Annotated in this window: 18 protein-coding genes and 1 riboswitch; of the genes, 16 read left to right on the plus strand and 2 right to left on the minus strand. The window is 34.0% G+C overall.

What is annotated here, in order from left to right; all coding sequences use genetic code 11:
* Window positions 1-236: 236 nt before the first annotated feature.
* The 3 genes from guaC (at window position 237) to ACRYLU_RS05565 (ending at window position 3,443) form a co-directional block, all read left to right on the plus strand.
* A complete protein-coding gene (gene guaC, locus ACRYLU_RS05555; RefSeq protein ID WP_445081347.1) occupies window positions 237-1,226 on the plus strand; it encodes a GMP reductase in 990 nt (329 codons plus the stop codon).
* A 62-nt stretch (window positions 1,227-1,288) separates the two neighbouring features.
* Window positions 1,289-1,386, plus strand: a riboswitch (purine riboswitch).
* Between the two features lie 110 nt (window positions 1,387-1,496).
* A complete protein-coding gene (locus ACRYLU_RS05560) occupies window positions 1,497-2,090 on the plus strand; it encodes a xanthine phosphoribosyltransferase (protein ID WP_029343871.1) in 594 nt (197 codons plus the stop codon).
* Between the two features lie 48 nt (window positions 2,091-2,138).
* On the plus strand, window positions 2,139-3,443 hold the full coding sequence (locus ACRYLU_RS05565; protein ID WP_003132095.1) for a nucleobase:cation symporter-2 family protein: 1,305 nt from the start codon (window positions 2,139-2,141) through the stop codon (window positions 3,441-3,443).
* A 28-nt stretch (window positions 3,444-3,471) separates the two neighbouring features.
* On the opposite strand, the gene ACRYLU_RS05570 is transcribed toward ACRYLU_RS05565, so the two are convergent.
* The gene (locus ACRYLU_RS05570) at window positions 3,472-3,885 is read right to left on the minus strand and encodes a hypothetical protein (RefSeq protein WP_038601095.1); all 414 of its coding nucleotides are present in this window, start codon (window positions 3,883-3,885) and stop codon (window positions 3,472-3,474) included.
* Window positions 3,886-4,004: 119 nt separating this feature from the next.
* The gene (locus ACRYLU_RS05575) at window positions 4,005-4,514 is read right to left on the minus strand and encodes a tRNA (cytidine(34)-2'-O)-methyltransferase (RefSeq protein WP_038601092.1); all 510 of its coding nucleotides are present in this window, start codon (window positions 4,512-4,514) and stop codon (window positions 4,005-4,007) included.
* A 397-nt stretch (window positions 4,515-4,911) separates the two neighbouring features.
* Between ACRYLU_RS05575 and ACRYLU_RS05580 the strand changes: the two genes are divergently transcribed.
* The 13 genes from ACRYLU_RS05580 to murB all read left to right on the plus strand — a co-directional run bounded on the left by ACRYLU_RS05580 (window position 4,912) and on the right by murB (window position 16,808).
* Window positions 4,912-5,418: a dihydrofolate reductase gene (locus tag ACRYLU_RS05580; protein WP_038601089.1), complete on the plus strand. Its 507-nt coding sequence runs from the start codon at window positions 4,912-4,914 to the stop codon at window positions 5,416-5,418.
* 243 nt (window positions 5,419-5,661) lie between these two features.
* Window positions 5,662-6,897, plus strand: a complete 1,236-nt coding sequence (gene clpX / locus ACRYLU_RS05585) for an ATP-dependent Clp protease ATP-binding subunit ClpX (RefSeq protein ID WP_012897750.1) — start codon at window positions 5,662-5,664, stop codon at window positions 6,895-6,897.
* Complete coding sequence (gene yihA, locus ACRYLU_RS05590) at window positions 6,894-7,481, plus strand: ribosome biogenesis GTP-binding protein YihA/YsxC (RefSeq protein ID WP_010905788.1); 588 nt, start codon at window positions 6,894-6,896, stop codon at window positions 7,479-7,481. The genes clpX and yihA overlap by 4 nt, the downstream gene beginning before the upstream one ends.
* A 53-nt stretch (window positions 7,482-7,534) precedes the next feature.
* The gene (gene folB / locus ACRYLU_RS05595; protein ID WP_098393867.1) at window positions 7,535-7,885 is read left to right on the plus strand and encodes a dihydroneopterin aldolase; all 351 of its coding nucleotides are present in this window, start codon (window positions 7,535-7,537) and stop codon (window positions 7,883-7,885) included.
* Window positions 7,886-7,964: 79 nt separating this feature from the next.
* Window positions 7,965-9,014: a GTP cyclohydrolase I FolE gene (folE, locus tag ACRYLU_RS05600; protein ID WP_058205659.1), complete on the plus strand. Its 1,050-nt coding sequence runs from the start codon at window positions 7,965-7,967 to the stop codon at window positions 9,012-9,014.
* On the plus strand, window positions 9,011-10,084 hold the full coding sequence (folP, locus tag ACRYLU_RS05605; RefSeq protein ID WP_445081348.1) for a dihydropteroate synthase: 1,074 nt from the start codon (window positions 9,011-9,013) through the stop codon (window positions 10,082-10,084). Before folE ends, folP begins: the two co-directional genes overlap by 4 nt.
* Window positions 10,085-10,086: 2 nt before the next feature.
* Window positions 10,087-10,584, plus strand: a complete 498-nt coding sequence (locus ACRYLU_RS05610; RefSeq protein WP_098393864.1) for an NUDIX domain-containing protein — start codon at window positions 10,087-10,089, stop codon at window positions 10,582-10,584.
* Window positions 10,585-10,602: 18 nt separating this feature from the next.
* Entirely contained in the window at window positions 10,603-11,886 is a 1,284-nt protein-coding gene (locus ACRYLU_RS05615) for a bifunctional folylpolyglutamate synthase/dihydrofolate synthase (RefSeq protein WP_445081349.1), read from the plus strand.
* Window positions 11,887-12,012: 126 nt separating this feature from the next.
* Window positions 12,013-12,654, plus strand: coding sequence for a deoxynucleoside kinase (locus ACRYLU_RS05620; protein WP_032398530.1), 642 nt, complete (start codon window positions 12,013-12,015; stop codon window positions 12,652-12,654).
* 177 nt (window positions 12,655-12,831) lie between these two features.
* Window positions 12,832-14,118, plus strand: coding sequence for a homoserine dehydrogenase (locus tag ACRYLU_RS05625; protein ID WP_445081350.1), 1,287 nt, complete (start codon window positions 12,832-12,834; stop codon window positions 14,116-14,118).
* A 4-nt stretch (window positions 14,119-14,122) separates the two neighbouring features.
* Window positions 14,123-15,013, plus strand: coding sequence for a homoserine kinase (gene thrB, locus ACRYLU_RS05630; protein ID WP_445081351.1), 891 nt, complete (start codon window positions 14,123-14,125; stop codon window positions 15,011-15,013).
* A 253-nt stretch (window positions 15,014-15,266) separates the two neighbouring features.
* Window positions 15,267-15,866 carry a niacin ECF transporter S component NiaX gene (niaX, locus tag ACRYLU_RS05635; RefSeq protein WP_003132120.1) on the plus strand — a complete coding sequence of 200 codons (600 nt, stop codon included), beginning with the start codon at window positions 15,267-15,269 and terminating at the stop codon, window positions 15,864-15,866.
* 42 nt (window positions 15,867-15,908) lie between these two features.
* The gene (murB, locus tag ACRYLU_RS05640; protein ID WP_058205665.1) at window positions 15,909-16,808 is read left to right on the plus strand and encodes a UDP-N-acetylmuramate dehydrogenase; all 900 of its coding nucleotides are present in this window, start codon (window positions 15,909-15,911) and stop codon (window positions 16,806-16,808) included.
* Window positions 16,809-17,010: the final 202 nt, after the last annotated feature.

Raw genomic sequence — 17,010 nt, forward strand, 5'->3', positions numbered from 1 at the left:
TTGTTTGTTATTTCCGAATGATATAATGTGTTTTTTGAATAAATAGAAGTAAATAACTAAAAAAACCGTTTAATTGAGATAAAATGAATAAGGAAGGTTGAGCAGACAGAGATTTTATAATCGTTCAACTAGTGAAACCCGAAGGGTTTGGTCGGTCTTTTCTGTAAATCAAATCATAAATGAGTTCACAGGCTAGAAATTTATAAAAGCCTACTCATTCTCAAGGAGAAATTGCAATGAATAATCTAAACTCAGTATTTGACTACGAAGACATCCAACTTATCCCGAATAAATGTGTCATTAACAGCCGTTCGGAAGCAGACACAAGCGTAAAACTGGGAAATTTTACATTCAAGCTCCCTGTTGTTCCAGCGAATATGCAAACCATTATTGATGATAAGATTGCTGAAATGCTTGCAAAAGAAGGTTATTTTTATATCATGCACCGTTTTGAAGCAGAAAATAGAGCGGCATTTATTAAAAAAATGCACCAACAAGGCCTGATTGCCTCAATTTCTGTTGGTGTTAAAGCAGATGAACATGCTTTTATTCGTGAAATTTCAGCAGACGCACTCATTCCCGAATTTATTACAATTGATATTGCTCATGGACATGCAGATTCTGTTATTAAAACGATTCAATTGATTAAACGTCTGATGCCACAAACTTTTGTTATTGCTGGAAATGTTGGAACGCCAGAAGCTGTCCGTGAATTGGAAAACGCTGGAGCAGATGCGACTAAAGTCGGCATTGGTCCAGGGAAAGTATGTATCACAAAAGTTAAAACTGGATTTGGTACAGGTGGTTGGCAACTTGCAGCGGTAAAATGGTGTGCTAAAGCAGCAAGTAAACCAGTTATTGCTGACGGCGGAATTCGTACCCATGGCGATATCGCAAAATCAATTCGTATGGGAGCAACAATGGTAATGGTCGGTTCACTTTTTGCTGCACACGAAGAATCACCAGGACAAACTGTTGAACGTGACGGACAACTTTTCAAAGAATATTTTGGTTCGGCTTCAGAATATCAAAAAGGTGAACACAAAAATGTCGAAGGAAAGAAAATTCTCCTTCCTCACAAAGGCTCACTTAAAGATACATTGAAAGAAATGGAAGAAGATCTTCAAAGTTCAATTTCTTATGCTGGCGGTAGTGATTTGTCTGCGCTGACAAAAGTTGATTATGTTGTTGTTAAAAACTCAATTTGGAATGGTGATGCGATTTAGTAAGCATTTTCTTTCCCATTGTTCGGGAATACCAAAACTTATGCTTGAAAAACTTTAGCATTTAGTCTATAATAGAACAATCTTATTTATACCTAGAATATGGCTGGGCGTTTCTACATCGTACCGTAAATGCGAGACAATAAGGAAATTCGATTTTTCAGTAAATTTAATTTCTTTTTTGCGTATTTGAAACGTCTTGTTATTTTTATAACGAGACGTTTTTCTCACCTGTGGGCACAGATGAGAAAAAATTTTTTTAAGGAGAGAATAATGAAGTTATTAGAAGACCGCATTCATACAGACGGTCAAGTATTAGGACAAGACATTCTTAAAGTTGACCGCTTTTTGACACACCAAGTGGATTATCAATTGATGAAGGAAATCGGGAAACGTTTTGCACAAGTTTATGCAAATTCAGGAGTTACAAAAGTCGTAACCATTGAAGCAAGTGGGATTGCCCCTGCTTTATATGCTGCTGAATCACTCAACGTTCCAATGATTTTTGCTAAAAAAGCAAAAAATGTAACCATGAATGATGATTTATTGATTACAGAAGTTTATTCTTTCACTAAAAAATTAACTTCAACTGTCCAAATTTCAAGCAAACTCATTGAAGAAGGCGATAAAGTCTTGATTATTGATGACTTTTTAGCTAATGGTCAAGCAGCACTTGGTTTGGTTCATTTAATGGAACAAGCTAAAGCAGAAGTTGTCGGTTTAGGAATGGTGATTGAAAAATCTTTCCAAGATGGCCGTCAAAAACTTCTTGACCAAGGAATGAAACTTACCAGTCTTGCCCGGATTGAAAAATTTGAAGATGGTAAAGTCATCTTCGCCCCAGCCGATGATAAAGATTTCGACTAAGCTTAAGCAATAAGAAAATAAAAAAAGAAAAATTTAAGGAAAATCAAAATGTCTCAAAAAAATGAACAAAGCCAGGAGCAAAGTAACTCAAAATCTGCTGTTTTAGGATTACAACATCTGCTGGCCATGTATTCAGGTTCAATTCTTGTTCCAATCATGATTGCTGGAGCTTTAAATTACTCAGCGACTCAGTTAACCTATTTAATTTCGGCAGATATTTTCATGTGTGGTTTAGCCACTTTCTTGCAACTTCAACTACGTAAGCACTTCGGGATTGGCTTACCGGTTGTCCTTGGAGTTGCTTTTCAATCTGTTGCTCCATTAATTATTATTGGTCAAAGACATGGCTCTGGAGCAATGTTTGGTTCATTGATGGTTGCAGGGGTTTTCGTTATTTTGGTTTCAGGAATTTTCTCTAAAATCCGAAAACTATTTCCACCAATCGTTACTGGTTCAGTAATTACAACAATTGGTTTAAGCCTTATTCCTGTTGCTATTGGCAATATGGGGAATAATGTTGACAAACCAACAATCCAAAGTTTAATTTTAGCTGTTTCAACTATAGTGATTATTCTTTTAATTAATATCTTTACTACTGGATTTATTCGTTCTATTGCTATTTTAATTGGACTTATTGCTGGAACAATTTTGGCTGCTAGCATGGGCTTAGTTGATTTTTCCGTTGTTTCTCAAGCACCATGGGCACACTTGCCACAACCTTTTTATTTCTCAGCACCTAAATTTTATTTGGCTGATTCATTAATGATGATTATTATTGCTATCGTGTCATTGGTTGAATCAACAGGAGTTTATTTGGCTCTTGCTGATATTACCGGTGAAAATCTTGATGAAAAACGTTTGCGTAATGGTTATCGTGCGGAAGGATTTGCTGTATTTCTTGGTGGTGTTTTCAATACTTTCCCTTACACAGGTTTTTCACAAAACGTTGGTTTAGTACAACTATCAGGGATTAAAACACGTAAACCTATTTATTTCACAGCTGGATTTTTAATTGTATTAGGACTTATTCCAAAATTTGCCGCTGTTGCACAACTTATTCCGACTCCAGTATTGGGTGGAGCGATGTTGATTATGTTTGGTATGGTTGCCACACAAGGAATTAGAATGCTGGCAAAAGTTGAATTTGAAGGAAATCAAAATCTTCTGATTGCTGCGGTTGCTATTGCGATGGGTGTTGGTTTTAATTCAACAAACTTATTTACAGCACTTCCAAGCTTTATTCAACCTTTTGTTTCTAATGGGATTGTGATGAGTACTGTTTCAGCAATTATCCTGAATTTAGTATTTAATCATGGAAAAAAAGATGAATTAGTTACTGACGAAACAAAATAAAATAAAAACCACCGTTGAGGTGGTTTTTTTATTGAATTTTTTCTAATTCTCGCTGAAATTTCTTTTCAGAGTAAATTTCAAAAGAACCATCAGGTGCTACTAGAAGGTACTCTCCAAGTCGTCCAAAGGCTGGGATACGTACTTGATTGACTACAAGATAAACATTATCCGGATAAGCATTACTCAGCTTATTTGGCGAAATATAAAGCCCTAGCCAGTCCAAATGTTTTATTTCTTTAGAAAGGGTATCATGCTCAGCTGGATTTTTTGTAGACATTCCGTCAGCAAGTAATTTTTCTTTGGTCTCCTTATTCATTGCAAATTGACCGGACCATGAGAGCTGTCCTTTCTTAAAAGCCTCTAAGACCCACGATTCGTTTGCGGGTTTAGTCAGGCTGATTTGCCAATATTCAACAATTTCATTGCCTAGTTTAGCCTTCATAAAATGCTCCTTATTCTTGTATTCCCCTCTTATTTGTCTTCATTATAGCACTCGCTAAATAAAAGAACAATAAAAAAACGCCTGTCAGTAACAGGGCGTTTGTCTATTTAGAAATACAATTATTTTAACTTATCTTTTTCATAAGTATGAACGAGTTCTAGTCCACGGAAATCTTGTTGCTTTAAAGCTTCATAGACAATCATACAAGCACAATTTGATAAATTTAATGACCGAACATGTTCGTCATTCATTGGAATACGAATGCATTCATCACGATGTTCATGCATAAATTCTTCAGGTAAGCCAGTATCTTCACGGCCAAACAAGAAGTAGTGATCTTTTTCATCATCGGAGTAATCAACGTCAGAATAAACATGCTCAGCAAATTTACTGACCAAATAGAGTTGTCCTCCGTCATTAATTAAATTCATAAAATCATCTAAATTTTTATGATAGACAATATTTACCTTATCCCAATAGTCTAAACCAGCACGTTTAAGATGCTTATCAGAAATTTCAAAACCAAAGGGTTCAATTAAATGTAAAACGGTATTAGTAGCCGCACAAGTGCGGGCGATATTTCCTGTATTGAAATGAATACGAGGTTCAAAAAGAGCAATATGATTCATGAAATACACTTTCTTAATAACAAAAATTTTACTGACAGCCTTATCAAAAAATCTATGAGTAAAATGTAATTATTTAAGAACATTTTACCATAAGCAGAAGAGCTGTCAGTAAATTAATTAAAGTAAAAAACAAAAAAACTAGACCCCTCGGAGTCAATCTCAGCAAGAAGTCTAGTTGGGGGACTAATTTGCTTTAATCATAACAGGAAAGATTGAAACAAATTAATATAATTGATATCATACCACTTCTTTTGTATTTTGTAAAGAGAAAACTAAATTTTTTTGATAAAAAAAGAAATTATTTTAAAAAATGAGTGACCAATATCAAACTTGTCAAAGCGAAAACAGCAAAAATTTGCTATAATAGTAAAAGTAAAAATCAATGAGAGGGGTTGCTATGATAATTGGAATATGGGCAGAAGATGAAGCAGGTCTTATCGGTGAAGCTGATAAAATGCCTTGGTCTTTACCTGCTGAACAACAACATTTTAAAGAAACAACCATGAATCAAGTGATTTTGATGGGACGAAAAACGTTTGAAGGAATGAATAAACGTGTATTGCCAGGGAGAATAAGTATTATTTTAACTCGCGATGAAACTTATCAATCAGATAATGAAAAAGTGCTCATCATGCACAGCCCTAAGGAAGTTCTAGATTGGTACCATAAGCAAAATAAAGACTTATTTATCACAGGAGGAGCTGAAATTTTAGCCCTTTTTGAATCTGAACTTGAATTGCTCTATCGAACAGTTGTTCATGAAAAATTTAAAGGAGATACTTATTTTCCAAGTACATTTGACTTTGGGAAATTTAAACTAGTCTCTGAAAAACTTCACAATAAAGATGAGCGGAATTCTTATACTTTTACAATTAAAAAATATGAAAAAGTGAAACAACCATGACAAAATCAATTTTTGGGCTTTTCACAGCTCTCCTTTGTTGGATTAGCATTGTCATCGCGATTCAATGCTTTAGAAAAAAACGTTGGGGTCTGGGAGTATTGTTTTTACTCAATGCTTTTACGAACCTCGTAAATACAATTCACGCTTTTTCTGGAACTTTATTTTAAAAAATAGAAAAAGTGCCTTTTAAGTAAGCCAATAATACTTACTTTTTATGTTAGTGAAATCAGGAATAAAATAACTATGTCAAATACACAAAATCCAAATATACATTGTTCTTTCTGCGGAAAGAGTCAAGATGATGTAAAAAAAATGATTGCCGGTTCAGACGTTTATATTTGTAATGAATGTATTGAACTTTCAACTCGAATCTTAGAAGAAGAATTAAGAGAAGAACAAGATTCAGAAATGCTTGAAGTTAAAACACCTAAAGAAATGTTTGATCATTTAAATGAATATGTGATAGGTCAAGAAAAAGCAAAACGTGCACTTGCAGTTGCTGTTTATAATCATTACAAACGAATTAATTTTACAGCAAGTAAAATTGCTGAAGATATTGAACTACAAAAATCAAATATTCTATTAATCGGACCTACTGGTTCTGGTAAGACTTTTCTCGCTCAAACTTTAGCGAAATCACTCAATGTTCCGTTTGCGATTGCAGATGCGACAAGTTTAACTGAAGCTGGTTATGTTGGAGAAGACGTTGAAAATATTCTCTTAAAACTTTTACAAGCGAGTGATTTCAATATTGAACGTGCAGAACGCGGAATTATCTATATCGATGAAATTGATAAAATTGCTAAAAAATCTGAAAATGTATCAATTACTCGTGACGTTTCCGGGGAAGGTGTTCAACAAGCCCTTTTGAAAATTATTGAAGGGACAGTAGCTAGTGTTCCACCACAAGGTGGACGTAAACATCCTAATCAAGAAATGATTCAAATTGATACCAAAAATATCTTATTTATTGTTGGTGGAGCTTTTGACGGGATTGAAGAAATTGTCAAACAACGTTTAGGTGAAAAAATTATTGGTTTTGGTGCCAATAATAAAAAATTAAATGACGATGACTCTTATATGCAAGAAATTATTGCCGAGGACATTCAAAAATTTGGATTAATCCCTGAATTTATTGGTCGTCTACCAATTGTTGCTGCTTTGGAACGTCTGACCGAAGAGGATTTGATTCAAATTTTGACAGAACCTAAAAACGCTTTGATTAAACAATATAAACAACTCCTTTTATTTGATAATGTTGAACTTGAATTTGAAGATGAAGCCCTCATGGCAATTGCTAGAAAAGCAATTGAGCGCAAAACAGGAGCGCGTGGACTTCGTTCAATTATTGAAGAAGTAATGATGGATATCATGTTTGAAGTTCCAAGTCATGAAGAAATTACCAAAGTTATTATTAATGAAGCAGTTGTTGACGGAAAAGCTGAGCCACAAATGATTCGAGAGGCCAAGAAAAAATGACCATAAATACAAATAATCTGACAATAACAATTTCAGCAGCATCAAAAAAACAATATCCAGAAAATGATTGGCCAGAAATTGCCTTAGCTGGGCGTTCAAATGTCGGTAAATCAAGTTTTATTAATACTTTACTTAATCGTAAAAACTTTGCCAGAACTTCTGGTCAACCTGGTAAAACACAGTTGCTCAATTTTTATAATATTGATGATCAACTTCATTTCGTTGACGTACCTGGTTACGGCTACGCTCGTGTTTCTAAAAAGGAACGCGAAAAATGGGGTAAAATGATTGAGGAATATTTGACAACAAGAGAAAATTTAAAAGCAGTTGTCAGCTTAGTTGATATTCGTCATGAACCCTCAGAAGATGATTTGATGATGTATGAGTTTTTGAAATACTACCATATTCCAGTGATTTTAGTTGCGACCAAAGCCGATAAAGTTCCACGTGGTAAGTGGAATAAACATGAATCAATTATCAAAAAAGCAATGAAATTTGATAGTACAGATGATTTTATTATCTTTTCTTCTACTGATAAGACAGGATTTGAAGAAGCTTGGGAAGCGATTTTAAGATATCTCTGAAAATAGTGCTATGAAGAGATTCATAGCCTTTTCTACACTTAAAAAGAGGAAATATGTACAAAATAAAACTTAATAATATAAAATTTAGGGCACATATTGGTGTTCTGCCAGAAGAAAAAGTTCTCGGACAAAATCTCGAAATTGATTTAATTGTGGAAACAAATTTTGATTTTTCAGGAAAAGACGAATTAGATGAAACTTTGTCTTATGTTGATTTCTATGAGGCAACAAAAGCAGTTGTAGAATTTTCAAAAGCTGATTTAATTGAACATGTTGCCTTTGAAATTATTCAAGCAGTAAAGGCTACTTCAGAGCGTATATCAACGGTTGAAGTCCATCTTAGAAAATTAGCCGTACCGATTGAAGGAATTTTTGATTCAGCTGAAATTGAGATGAGAGGCTAAAGCTGGTTTTTAAGATAAATATTTTAAAGAGATAGAAAAGAAACAAAATCATAAAAGATTATGTTTAAATGGAGGACTTATGCAAACAACTTATTTAAGCATGGGAAGTAATATTGGTGACCGTCAGTATTATTTACATGAAGCCATTCGTTTATTGGGAAAACACCCTAAAATTATGATTGAAAAAGTATCAAATTTTTATGAAAGTACTCCAGTCGGCGGCGTCAAACAAGATGATTTTACTAATTTGGCATTAAAGGTGGCAACGCTACTTGAACCTTTGGAATTATTATCTTTTATTCATGAAGTTGAGCTATCTTTGAACCGTGAGCGGAAAATTCATTGGGGGCCAAGAACAATCGATATTGATATTATTTTCTATGGTGACTTAGAAATGCAAGATGAAAACTTGGTTATTCCACATAAAGAAGCTTTTAATCGTCTTTTTGTCTTGAAACCTATTTTTGAATTGATTGATAAAGACTTTAAATATTATGCGTCAATAGAAAAAGCAATAGCCGAACTTTCAGTAAGTGAACAAGAGCTCCATGTGATAAAAGAAGAAAAAACACCAAGAAATCGTATTGAAGATGCCGTTAAAGAGATTCTCTTTGCAGTAGGTGAAAATCCAAATCGAGAAGGATTACTTGAAACTCCAGCGAGAGTAGCTAAAATGTATGAAGAAATTCTTTCATCACAACGCTTAAGCAAGTTTAATGAGTATAAACTTTTTGAAATTGATTCTTCTAAAACGGATTCAATTGTGTTGATTAAAGATATTCCTTTTTATTCAATGTGTGAGCATCATATGTTACCATTTTTCGGGAAAGCACATGTTGCCTATATCCCAGCTGATGGAAAAATTATTGGCTTGTCAAAAATTCCCCGTTTAGTTGATTATGTTTCGCGCAAACTCTCGGTTCAAGAAAATATCACTCATGATATTGGAGATATTTTGACTGATATTTTGAATCCTAAAGGAGTGGCAGTTCTTGTTGAAGGACGTCATATGTGCGTTGAAATGCGTGGAGTAAAAAAAGTAAATTCTATTACTAAAACTTCTTATTTTTTAGGTGAATTTAAAGAAAATAACGAAAAAAGAATGGAATTTTTAGAAAGTCTTTTATGAAAATCTTAGAACTTAATCAAGAATCTTTTTCTCTTAAAAATATTATCCTAAAATTTGATGAGTTAAATCAAAATGAATTGATTTCTCTTCAAAAAAAACTTTATCGAAATGGTAGTTTGACAAGACTGACTCCAGACTCCTTGTTAGTAGTTTTAACAATTGATGACTTAGCAAAATTGATTAATCTTTTTGAAAATGATGAAGATAAAAAAATGCTTGAAGTGATTTATAAACGTCATCAAATCATTTGGTCAGGTAAAAATTTCAATTTTGATTTATCTAGAAAGTCAATTGTCTATTCAATCGTCAATGTTACACCAGACTCTTTTTATGATGGAAATCCAGATAATTTAAGCCTCTCTCATATTTTAAAAAGAGTAGAAGCTGATTTAGAAAATGGAGCTTCTGTTCTTGAGTTGGGAGGGAAATCGTCGAAACCAGGATATGACGATATTAGCCCAGAAGAGGAATGGAACAGACTGAAAGAACCTATTCTTGAGTTGAAAAAAAACTTTCCTAAAGCAATTTTTGCTGTCGATACGGATGAAGCTTATGTCATGGAACGAGTTTTAGACGCTGGGGTTGATATTATTAACGATATTGATGGCTTTGATACAGGTGATAAATTAAAAGTGCTAGAAAAGTATCAACCGGCTGTAGTTGCTATGAATAATGGGCGAGCTGGTTTTAGTTATGCTGAGAATGTTTATGAAGAACTTCCATTATTTTTTGAAAATAAAAAAGAAGAGTTACTTCAACTTGGTTTAAAAACTGAACAAATCGTTATTGATCCTGGAGTTGGTTTTTTTAATGGAGATTCAGGTTCAGATAGTCTCGAGCGGGTTAAAACAACTGAAATTTTAAGTAGAATAGGTTTACCTCTTATGATTGCAATCTCCCGTAAGTCATTTATGGGAAAACTCTTCAATGCCCAAGGAGAAGAGCGGCTTTTTTCAAGCCTTATCCTAGAAGCGCAAATGGTTGCTGACGGGGGACGGATTTTGCGTGTTCATGATGTTAAGGAGACCAAACGTTTACTTGATGCAATTGAAATTTATAAGGAATTTTAAAAATGAATGAAGACCTAATTGCTGAAATTCAAGCTTTATCTGCTATTGGAAGTGAAGAAAAATTTTCCGAGATTATTCGATTATTGAAAAATTCGACTTTAGAGCTTCGGGGGAAAAAGAATCCAGATTTACAATTGTCAGCAAGTGCATTAGTTTTTAAAAATCATAAATTATTTTTTATTGAACACCCTTATCAAAAAGAGCTTTTGCTTCCGGCAGGTCATGTTGAACTAGGAGAAAAGCCATTGGAAACTGCAATTCGTGAGTTCCATGAAGAAACAGGTTTTTCAGCGTCAGAATCAGGCAAGTTGGTAGATGTTAACTTGATTAATATTCCTTACAACAAAATTAAGAATGAGAAAGAACATCAACACATTGATTTTCGATTTCTATTGGAACTAAAAGAAAAAGAAGCAGACCTTGCTGAATTGCCTTTTTTCCTTCTTGATAGGACTGAAGCTCCTGATGAATTTAAAAAATATTATCAATACAAAAGATAAAGTAGAAAAGGTCACAAAATGTCTATAGAAGAAGCATTGGAATGGATACATTCACGTTTAAAATTTAATATTCGCCCAGGCCTAAGTCGTGTTTCGGCCCTTTTAGAATTGCTTGGTCATCCAGAAGAGTCTTTGTCAATGATTCACGTTGCTGGAACAAATGGGAAAGGCTCCACAGTCGCTTTCACACGCTCAATCTTTATGCAGGCAGGTCTGAAGGTTGCTTCTTTCACAAGTCCTTTCATCACCACTTTTGGTGAGCGGATGTCGATTAATACACTCCCGATTGCTGATGATAAATTAATTTATTATGTAGAAATGATCCAGCCTCTTGTTGCTGAACTTGATAAAGATGCTGAACTGACTGGAATTACCGAATTTGAAATTATCACGGCAATGGCTTTTAAATATTTCGCTGATGAGCAGGTTGATTTAGCGGTTATTGAAGTTGGTTTAGGTGGACTTCTTGATTCAACAAATGTGATTAAACCTGTTGTTTCTGGAATCACAACAATCGGTTTAGATCATATTGATATTCTTGGTTCGACGATTGAAGAAATTGCAGCTCAAAAGGCTGGAATTATTAAACCAGGAATTCCAGTAGTTGTTGGAAATATTGAGTTAAAAGCACTTCGGGTTATATGGGAAGTGGCTCGAAAAAATACAGCGCGTGTTTATCAATTTCCATATGATTATCGTACGGAAGTGGAAGAACACGAACATTTCAATTTCTTTTCTGGTCAAGAAGCAATATTGGATATTGAAAAATCTTTAGTTGGCTTACATCAAATAGAAAATGCTGGTATGGCTATTGAACTTTCTCTGGTTTATGCAAGTAAGGTTGGGATTGAATTAACTGAGGATGCGATTCGCTCTGGAATTCGTGAGGCTTTTTGGCCCGCTCGTATGGAAAAATTAGGTGAAAAACCACTCATTTTACTGGATGGTGCTCATAATGTTCATGCGATGAATCGTTTGCTTGAAAACCTTAGCTCTGAGTTTCCAGATAAAAAGATTACAATCATTTTTTCAGCTATTACTACAAAAGATATTAGTCAAATGATAAAAATGCTTCAAACTGTGAAAAATTCACATTTGATTTTGACAACTTTTGATTATCCAAAAGCTTTGAATTTGGGAGATTTTCAAAACTTGGAAGAAGAAGGGGTTGAATTGGCTCCAAGTTGGGAATTAGCTTTAGTTCGTGCGCAAAAAAATTTAGCTGAAGATGATTTGTTATTAGTTACAGGCTCTCTCTATTTCTCATCTCAAGTTCGTGAGTTTTTGAAAAAAGAGAAGTAATAACTAAAATAATTTTTTAGTTTTTAAAATTAATAAATAGTTGTAAATTTAAAAAATTCGGCTATAATAAAATAGATTTATAAATTCATTTCTTTCTTTTGAAGAAATGACGAGGAGGAAAAGACAATTTTGATCGTATTAGCAGGTACAATTGGTGCAGGGAAGTCGAGTCTAGCAAAGGCTTTAGGAGAACATTTGAAAACGGATGTTTTTTATGAAGCGGTGGACAATAATCCTGTTCTTGATCTTTATTATCAAGATCCTCAAAAGTATGCTTTCTTGCTACAAATCTATTTTTTGAATAAACGTTTTGAATCAATTAAAATGGCTTATCGTCAGGATAATAACGTGCTTGACCGTTCGATTTTTGAGGATGAACTTTTCCTAACTTTGAACTATAAAAATGGAAATGTAACCAAAACTGAATTGGAAATTTATCAAGATTTATTAGCAAATATGTTAGAAGAACTTGATGGAATGCCTAAAAAACGTCCGGATTTATTGGTTTATATTGATGTGTCATTTGAAACAATGCTTTCAAGAATTGCACAACGTGGACGTTCATTTGAACAAATTGAAAATCAAGAAGGACTAAAAGATTATTATGCTCAAGTGCATGATGAATATCCTGATTGGTATAAAAATTACAACATTTCGCCAAAATTGAGAATCGATGGTGATTCTATTGATTTTGTCAATAATCCTGAACATCTTGATGAAGTTTTGGGACAAATCGACAATGAGTTGAAAAAACTAGATTTGCTTTAAAAAATAGTGAAATTATTATTACTGACAAGGCTGTCAGTAATTTTTATTCTTTTAAATTTACTGAGCTTTCTGTCAGTAAATTTTTTTCGATAAAAATGGTATAATATTAAGAAATTAAGCGAAAGTTATTTTTTGAATTATCTTAAAATTTAATTTTTTGTTTGAAAAGGAGAAGTGATGACAGTAAATATAGCAATATTGGGGTTTGGGACAGTTGGAACTGGGCTTCCAACTTTAATTTCTGAGAATAAAGAAAAATTATCAAAAATTTTAGATGAAGAAATCGTCATTTCAAAAGTTTTGATGAGAGATGAAAAAGCAATTGAAAAAGCTAGAGCACAGGGTTATCAATATGATTTTGTTCTAACTTTAGAAGAAATTTTGGCTGATTCTGAGATTTCAATTGTTGTTGAGTTGATGGGACGGATTGAACCAGCTAAGACCTACATTACTAAAGTGATTAAAGCGGGTAAAAATGTTGTCACAGCTAATAAGGATTTACTAGCTGTTCATGGAACTGAATTGTGTGCTTTGGCAGAGAAACATCATGTTGCTCTTTATTATGAAGCGGCTGTTGCTGGTGGGATTCCAATCTTAAGAACTTTGGCCAATTCGTTTTCATCAGACAAAATCACACATCTTTTAGGAATTCTTAATGGAACAAGTAATTTTATGATGACAAAAATGTCAGAGGAGGCATGGACTTACGACCAATCTTTGGCCAAAGCTCAAGAACTTGGTTATGCTGAATCTGACCCAACAAATGATGTTGACGGAATTGATGCCAGTTATAAATTAGCGATTTTAAGTGAATTTGCTTTTGGAATGACGCTAAGTCCTGATCAAATTTCTAAATCTGGCCTCAGAACGATTCAAAAAACTGACGTTGAGATTGCTCAACAATTTGGCTATGTTTTAAAATTGACAGGTGAAATTAATGAGGTTGAATCAGGAATTTTCGCTGAGGTTAGCCCAACTTTTCTTCCAAAAAGTCATCCATTGGCCAGTGTCAATGGTGTTATGAATGCTGTTTTTATTGAATCGGAGGGAATTGGGGACTCAATGTTCTATGGGGCGGGAGCAGGTCAAAAGCCAACCGCTACGAGTGTTTTAGCTGATATTGTTCGAATTGTTAAACGGGTAAAAGATGGAACAATTGGGAAGTCATTTAATGAATACGCACGTCCAACGAGCTTAGCTAATCCTCATGATATTGTAAATAAATATTATTTTTCCGTTGAAACACCAGATTCAACTGGGCAATTATTGCGCTTGGTGGAGTTATTTACAAGTGAAGATGTCTCTTTTGAACAAGTTTTACAACAAAAAGGTGATGGAAATCGCGCAGTTGTTGTAATTATCAGTCATCAGATTAACCGCGTTCAACTTTTGGCCATTCAAGATAAATTAAAAGAAGAAGTAGATTTTAAATTACTTAATTATTTTAAAGTTTTGGGGGACTAGGAAAATGAAAATTATTGTACCAGCGACATCAGCAAATTTAGGCGCAGGTTTTGATTCAATTGGTATTGCGGTCAACTTGTATTTGACAGTGGAAGTCCTTGAAGAAAGTAATGATTGGAAAATTGACCATGATTTAGGAAATAATATTCCTACTGACGAAAAAAATTTATTACTGACCACGCTGTCAGCAGTTTTGAAAGCTAAAAATTCTAGTCTGTCAGAAAAATATCATTTGAAAATGACTTCGGAAGTTCCTTTAGCAAGAGGTTTGGGTTCATCAAGTTCAGTCATTATTGCTGGGATTGAATTAGCTAATCAACTAGCAAAGCTAAATTTGACTACAGAAGAAAAACTTGAACTTGCTTGTGAAATTGAAGGACACCCTGATAATGTTGCACCAGCACTTTTGGGAAATTTAGTTATAGCAAGTACAGTTGCTGACAAAACGAATTATGTTAGCTCAGGCTTTACTTCATGTAAACTTCTCGCTTTTGTTCCAGACTATGAGTTAAAAACTGTAGAAAGTCGAAAAGTTTTACCTAAGGAGTTGGCTTACAAAGAGGCCGTTGCTGCCAGCTCTATTGCAAATGTACTGACGGCTAGTCTTTTGACAAAAAATTTAAAAGTTGCTGGGCAAATGATAGAGTCTGACCGTTTTCATGAAAATTATCGCGCTTCTTTAGTTCCTGAACTGAAAATTTTGCGAGAAATTGGCCATGAATTTGGTGCTTATGGAACTTATTTATCTGGGGCGGGGCCAACAGTAATGCTGCTTTTACCCGATGATAAACTGGATTTACTGACAGAAAAAATTAATGAGCAAAATTTATCTGGTCAACTTTATTCCTTGGAAGTTGACAGCAATGGATTACAAGTAGAAGAGTCTGTATTATAAATACAGATTTTTTTCTTGATTATTTTACTTATAAAATGATATAATCATTAAAGCAAAAAAGAATGTAAAGTAGTTCACTAACTTTCATTTTATTTGTCAGAACAAGGTTTTTGATTGATCATTTTTTTAAAGTTAAAAGTAATGAATAATTAAATTTCTTTTATTGACAGGAAATGTGATTTAAATGAAAAACCATTATTGCCCTACTGTCCGCTTTTTTAAAGCAAGAGTTTAAAAAGAAAAGGAAACTCAAATGGCTCAAACAAAAAAGGCAAAAGTCAGAAATCTGATTATTGCTGCGATGCTAACTGCACTTGGAATTTTAATTCCAATGATTATGCCGGCTAAAATTATTATTGGTCCTGCATCATTCACGCTTGCCTCACATGTTCCTGTAATGGCTGCCATGTTTTTCAGTCCATTAATGACCGCTTTTGTTGCTCTAGGAACTACCCTAGGATTTATGATTAGTATTCCGGTACCAACTATTTGGTTGCGTGCCCTTATGCATCTCCCTGTAATGACAGTGGGTGCTTATGTCCTAAAGAAACATCCTGAACTTGTTCATCAAAAAGTTAAAATCCAAATTTTTAATTTTATTCTCGGTATTTTTCATGCTGGTTTGGAAACTTTAGTAGTTTATGTTTTTTATTCTTTAGGATTTGCAAATATTGATCAAGCTGCTCTACTTAATCTTCTATTATTGATTGGTTTTGGTGGTCTTGTTCACAGTATGATTGATTTCAATTTAGCGCTTGGTTTGTGCAATGTTTTGAGCAAAGCCTTCCCAATTGATATCTTCGATAAGGCTAAAGGTTTCTTGAATAAAAAGAAAGTTAAAGCCGAAATTTAAGACAAAATTGTCATCTTTAATAGAAAATGATAAAATAAGGATATGATAAAAGAAACTGACCTTGAAAATATCCCAGATTTGCTGGTTAAATTTAATGAACCATTATCAAAATATACTTATACAAAAGTAGGTGGACCAGCAGATATCTTAGCTTTTCCAGCTACAATTGAAGCACTGACAGAATTATTAGTCAAAGCAAAATCAACTGACACAGCAGTTACTGTGCTTGGAAATGCTTCAAATTTGATTGTGCGTGATGGTGGAATTCGTGGCCTTGTGATTTTACTTGAAAAATTAGAATCAGTAAAAGTAGCTGGCTATACGATTGAAGCTCAAGCTGGTGCAAAATTAAAAGAAGTAACACAAGTGGCACAAGCAAATTCACTGACAGGTTTTGAATTTGCCTGCGGAATTCCAGGTTCAATTGGCGGTGCTGTTTTCATGAATGCTGGAGCTTATGGTGGCGAAATTTCTCAAGTTTTGGTAAGTTGCAAAGTTATGGATACTGACGGAAACGTTTCGATTCTGACTGCAAGTGAAATGCAATTTGGCTACCGTCATTCTGTCATTCGTGACAAAAATTTGGTTGTTTTGTCAGCAAAATTTGAACTCCAAGCAGGTGATCCGACTCAAATTCAAAATGAAATGAATCGACTCAATTTCCTGCGTGAAAGTAAGCAACCCTTGGAATATCCAAGTTGTGGTTCAGTTTTCAAACGCCCAGTCGGTCATTTTGCGGGACAATTAATCCAAGAAGCTAATCTACAAGGCGTACGCATTGGCGGTGTTGAAGTTAGCAAAAAACATGCAGGTTTCATGGTTAATGTTGCAAATGGAAATGCGACAGATTATGAAAAACTTATCGCACATGTTATTGATAAAGTGAAAGAAAACTCAGGGGTCACTCTTGAACCTGAAGTTAGAATAATCGGTGAAAAATAAGACAGGATTTTCCTGTCTTTTTCAAATTTCAACTTGATAAATCATCTAATTTAAGCTATAATTAATGATGTTCTGTGCATATACAGAAGATTTGACCGCTCAATTTTACTGACGAATAAGCCGTCAGCAAATTAGACCTTTCTATCTGCCAATTTAATGGTTGAATTCTGGATTTAATTTACTGATAGAAATTTCAGCAAAG

It is taken from the genome of Lactococcus sp. KTH0-1S (assembly GCF_052544945.1).